At 44.5% G+C, this 4,843-nt stretch carries 5 protein-coding genes; 4 read left to right on the forward strand and 1 reads right to left on the reverse strand.

Annotated elements, in window-relative coordinates:
* Both ACFOWX_RS00005 and ACFOWX_RS00010 read left to right on the forward strand, forming a co-directional pair.
* On the forward strand, nucleotides 1–1,067 hold a 1,067-nt coding region (locus ACFOWX_RS00005; RefSeq protein WP_381420399.1), incomplete at its 5' end, for an RHS repeat domain-containing protein.
* A 6-nt stretch (nucleotides 1,068–1,073) separates the two neighbouring features.
* A complete protein-coding gene (locus ACFOWX_RS00010; RefSeq protein WP_381420400.1) occupies nucleotides 1,074–1,481 on the forward strand; it encodes a hypothetical protein in 408 nt (135 codons plus the stop codon).
* A 360-nt stretch (nucleotides 1,482–1,841) separates the two neighbouring features.
* Here ACFOWX_RS00010 and ACFOWX_RS00015 read toward each other — a convergent pair whose 3' ends face one another.
* On the reverse strand, nucleotides 1,842–2,048 hold the full coding sequence (locus ACFOWX_RS00015) for a hypothetical protein (RefSeq protein ID WP_381420401.1): 207 nt from the start codon (nucleotides 2,046–2,048) through the stop codon (nucleotides 1,842–1,844).
* Between the two features lie 75 nt (nucleotides 2,049–2,123).
* Here ACFOWX_RS00015 and ACFOWX_RS00020 point away from each other — a divergent pair, with 75 nt between their 5' ends.
* Both ACFOWX_RS00020 and ACFOWX_RS00025 read left to right on the forward strand, forming a co-directional pair.
* Nucleotides 2,124–3,203, forward strand: a complete 1,080-nt coding sequence (locus ACFOWX_RS00020; RefSeq protein WP_381420402.1) for a transposase — start codon at nucleotides 2,124–2,126, stop codon at nucleotides 3,201–3,203.
* 1,008 nt (nucleotides 3,204–4,211) lie between these two features.
* On the forward strand, nucleotides 4,212–4,415 hold the full coding sequence (locus ACFOWX_RS00025) for a hypothetical protein (protein WP_381420403.1): 204 nt from the start codon (nucleotides 4,212–4,214) through the stop codon (nucleotides 4,413–4,415).
* Nucleotides 4,416–4,843 lie beyond the last annotated feature (428 nt).

Consider the following 4,843-nt stretch of genomic DNA (forward strand, 5'->3'; position numbering starts at 1 on the left):
ACACCAAAGGCTCCAATGCCGTTCGCAGACCTCGAAGACAACCATCGGTAATCGGGCAAAAAAACGTCACGAAAGCAGAACAATGCGAATATCAATTAGACAACATTATACTAAATAGACCCGGTGCGCAGCGTTTTGTGTATAACGGCAATGCGCTATTGCTGGAATATAATAATGCAGCTGCTATTGTTCGGCGTTATGCTCATGGTGTGAACGGCGCGGCGGACGATCCGCTTGCTTGGTGGGAAGGCCCGTTGATGAATTGCACTGGCACGCGGTTTTTGCATTCTGATCGGCGCGGTTCTGTTGCGGCGCTGGCAGATTGCTGGGGTAACCGGCAAGCGATTAACAGCTATGACGAATGGGGCATCCCGGCGGCGGCCAATCAGGGCCGGTTCCAATATACAGGCCAAGCTTGGATACCCGAACTCGGCATGTATTACTATAAAGCCCGCATCTACTCGCCCACACTGGGCCGGTTCATGCAGACCGATCCGATTGGGTATGACGATGGCCTGAACTGGTATGCCTATGTTGGGAACGATCCGGTGAATATGGTGGATCCGACGGGGAAATGCGGCTACGCTGGAGCGACGGTATTTGCAGGTGGCGCAGTCGCAATTGACGGACCATTGCCCGTAGGTGATGCTGTCGGGGGGCTTGTGTGTATTGGAGGCTTGGCGGTAGCTTGGTACAACCTGCCAGATATTCCTGATGAACCAATCGTTGTTATTGGTAATCGCACTTCGTGCGGCTTTTTTTGTTCAATTGGACTCGAGAAAAGACAAGTTGAAGCGATAAGAACATCGGCTGATGGGAAATTTCATACGCCGAAAGGCGCTTCGTTCCCTGATCCTGGCGATATTGATCCCGATGATTATGATGACAGCATTGAAAATCTTAAGGAAAGTATAAAAACTCGCCTAGAAGAACTCGATAATTTCCCAAATGGAAGGAAGAACGGAACCAAGGAAGAGCAAATTCAGTTCCAGAAACAGCAACAGCATAGAGAGCGGTTAGCTCAGGAAGAAGAACTTCTTAGAGCATTAACAAGAAGGAATCGTTGATAGCCCATGAATGGCGAGAACAAACTTTCATATGATGCTAAAACCTCGCTTAAGAGATTAGCCAATGGTGAATTCCAAGAAAATGATCTTCAAATAATATTTAGATATATAGATCATAATGGACAGGCAGATATATTATACAATTATATAGAATCCCTAGATAAAATAGAAGATAAAATATTTCTAGGAATTTTATTCATGATTATTGCTGAATTTCCTTTTCATTTTGAAGAATATAAGGAAATGATATTCAATCAAATACATCGCTTAGATGAATGGAGTACTTATTATGCGCTCAGTTTTGCAGTAGCTATTTCGCAAAGACCATCTCTAGATAATTCTACTTTAAAAAACATAAGGTATTTTAAAAACAAACTTATTGAAAAAAGATTATTTGAGTTAGGTTTCGCATAAATTTCAGCAAAATACGTTGCAGCGCCGTAGCGAAAGGCTAAGTCAAAAGGATGAGTTTAGGGGTTGTTGCAACTGTCACCATAATTCTGGTAACTGGATTTACGGTGACACGTGCGATATGCCCTAATTATAACAAGCAGAATGCTGTATGTGCTACGTGGCATCGTAATTCCTGGCGGGAATGTCATGCGCTTTCATTATGACGGGGATGAGCTGGACACCCGCAATAACTATCATTTTGTCGGCGTGAAGGATGGGGTGGCTGCGTAAGCCAGCAGAAGCCCGTTATTGAAGGGCTATTCGGAGGTCTTTTGGCTTTTTTTTGCTTTTCGGGAACGCTTTACCGGATTTCAGGCGCGCTTATCCACTGGCTGCCATTCTTTCATGGAAGATCAGGCGGTCGAAGTTGTAGGCGAGATTTGCAAGTGTCATTTTCGCCTGCGCCCGCGTGAGACCGATGGTGCGGATGTAGAGGCCAAAGCGGCATTTCTGGTGAGCAAAGACATGTTCGACCTTTGCACGGATGGCGGACTTTGCCGCATTACCCCGGGCGATATGATCGGGCATGCATTTGGACACCCGCAATAACCTCTGGCGTTGATTGCTGATCTATGATTCAACTGGTGCAGAGGAGATATTCCGATGCATTTGCCTAATTTGTTTTCTTTGTCTGAACATTTGAAGCGCTTGAGCGATGATGGTGATCCGCTGGAGGTGCTCGCTGCGGCTGTGGATTTTGAGATATTCCGCGGCCTGCTGGTGAAGGGGCTGGGCTATACAGATGGCGCGAAGGGCGGGCGGCCTGCCTTTGATCCGGTGTCTATGTTCAAGGTGTTGGTGGTGCAGGCGCAGCATAATCTGTCGGATGCGCGGATGGAATATATGATCCGCGACCGGTTAAGTTGGATGCGCTTCTTCGGCTTTGACCTTGGCGGGGTGATGCCGGACGAGAACACCATCCGGCATTACCGCAACCGGCTTATGGAAAGCGGTGCACTTGCCGAGGCGATGGGGGCCTTTGAGCAGCAGCTGCAGGCACAGGGTTACCTTGCCATGGGTGGTCAGATCATCGATGCCACGCTGGTCCCTGCGCCCAAGCAGCGCAACACGGAGGCTGAGAAGGCTGCGATCAAGGCAGGCAGAAGCGCAAAGCAGATATGGCGGGGTAAGCCCAATAAGGCGCATCAGAAGGATGTGGATGCGCGCTGGACTGTGAAGGTCGGAGGCAAAGTGCGCTACCGCCCCGATGGCACGCCCTTGCCGCAGATTGCAACGCCTGTGTTCGGTTATAAAAGCCATATCAGCATCGACCGGCGCTATGGCTTTATCCGTAAGGGCGCGGTGACATCGGCGGCGCAGAGCGACGGGCGGCAGATGAAGCATGTCATCGACACAAACAACACAGCCAGTGACGTCTGGGCCGACAGCGCCTATCGCTCAAAGAAGAATGAGGCGCTGCTTTCAGCCCATATGCTCAAAAGCCGTATCCATCGCAAGAAGCCGCAAGGCAAGCCCATGCCTGAACACACATCGCGGGCCAATGCCGCAAAGTCTGCCATCCGCGCAAAGGTCGAACATGTCTTTGCACATCAAAAATGCCGCTTTGGCCTCTACATCCGCACCATCGGTCTCACGCGGGCGCAGGCGAAAATGACACTTGCAAATCTCGCCTACAACTTCGACCGCCTGATCTTCCATGAAAGAAGGGCAGCCAGTGGATAAGCGCGCCTGAAATCTGGTAAAGGGTTCCCGAAAAGCAAAAAAGAGCCAAAAGACCTCCGAATAGCCCTTCAATAACGGGCTTCTATGTTGATATTAGATCAAAACGAAGGTGCGGATCATGGTAAGGGTATATGTAATTATATTGGTAACTATCATTTCATCATATATATATATTCTTTTTTCCGATAATTTCCCTTATAAGTATATATTTATATCAATAATTTTGTTGATAAATTTTGTTTGTATTATATTAAACATATATTTTAGATTTTACAATATTATGTATGTACATTTCACTATATTTTTTATGTCTTCATTATTATATTTTGCAACATATTCATAATTGTTCGAAAAACTTTGAATCAGAGTCCGTTGTTTAGGCAACAAAGGTGGTAGGTCAGGATGCCACGAGATACGGCAGATCGCACGTAAAAATTAAATCAGGACAATACTGAATGGCCGCTGATAAACTTTCACCGCTTTGGAGAAAAATGTGACCTTATCTGGAAGCCAACGAGTTTCGAGTAGTGGGAGCCGGCGTAAGCTATATCTCTATAATTTATCTTGGATTTGGCCAGTTGCCTGTCAAACTCTTGCATATCCGGTTTCAATACACCGCTTTCAGAAAGCCAGTTGCGGCCATGGCGGACTATGTTTATGGCAGCATGCAAGACGCAAATGGGCTAGGGATTAAAAAGCCATGTCAATAAAATTGAAAAAAGATCGAGTGTTCATGTTATATATTTTGGGTATGATGGCGAGCGCCTTTTTGGATTTTAGTTTCGAAATGTTGATTTTAATACAAATATTTCTATTCATAATAATAATTTATTTATATGAAAAATTCTTGGTTCATGACAAATATTTCAAGATTTGTTCTTTTATAAGCTTTATATCATTTATCGCAATTTTTTTTAGTACAATGCATTCATTCAATGAGTATGTTGCCCTTTTTAGTCTTTTATTGTGTTTTTCCAATACATTATTCTATTTGTCAACAATGGATGAATGATATACAAAAAATTCCGAATACCGTTGCAGGGATTGTCAAGTAGAACAAGTGCAGTCATTGGTAAATTCTTAAAGGCTGGCAATCCAAGAGGGCCGTATTCTGAAAGTTGGGAAAAAGGAACTGGATTTGTAGGTAATATTCTAGGAGCAGCGCTTGACTCAGAAGTTTTTGGTGGCGCGAAACAGGTCAAATGTCCATGAGAAAATTTTCACGTAAAATTCGGTGTATCGCGATTTTTTGTTTATTAATAAATTTTACTGCACTGATAAATAATATTTTAGCGAAATATAAACTATTTGGATTGGATACAGACGTTTTACTGAAATTGTCTTTCATACCGACGGCAATTTTTGTTATTTACGTGAGGAATTTTATGCTGACATCAGATGATCAAAAATAAATAAGGGAATTATTATGAAATTATATTTGCAAATATACTGATTTTTTGAAAAACATTTTGATATAAAAACGGGCTCAGAATAACACGAGTTGTTCGGCGCTATCCTATAGCGGGGCGTTGCAGGCCCAATTGCACTATGATCCGCTGGGCCGGTTGTATCAAATAGGCGGCGGTGCGCAGCGTTTTGTGTATGACGGCAATGCGCTATTGCTGGAATATAATAATGCA

This window comes from Sphingorhabdus arenilitoris (assembly GCF_042651485.1).
Classification (GTDB): Bacteria; Pseudomonadota; Alphaproteobacteria; order Sphingomonadales; family Sphingomonadaceae; genus Sphingorhabdus_B; species Sphingorhabdus_B arenilitoris.

Coding starts and splice junctions, on each gene's coding strand:
- ACFOWX_RS00020 (WP_381420402.1), top strand. CDS start 2,124: ATGCATTTGCCTAATTTGTTTTCTTTGTCTGAACATTTGAAGCGCTTG.
- ACFOWX_RS00015 (WP_381420401.1), bottom strand. CDS start 2,048: ATGCCCGATCATATCGCCCGGGGTAATGCGGCAAAGTCCGCCATCCGT.
- ACFOWX_RS00010 (WP_381420400.1), top strand. CDS start 1,074: ATGAATGGCGAGAACAAACTTTCATATGATGCTAAAACCTCGCTTAAG.
- ACFOWX_RS00025 (WP_381420403.1), top strand. CDS start 4,212: ATGATATACAAAAAATTCCGAATACCGTTGCAGGGATTGTCAAGTAGA.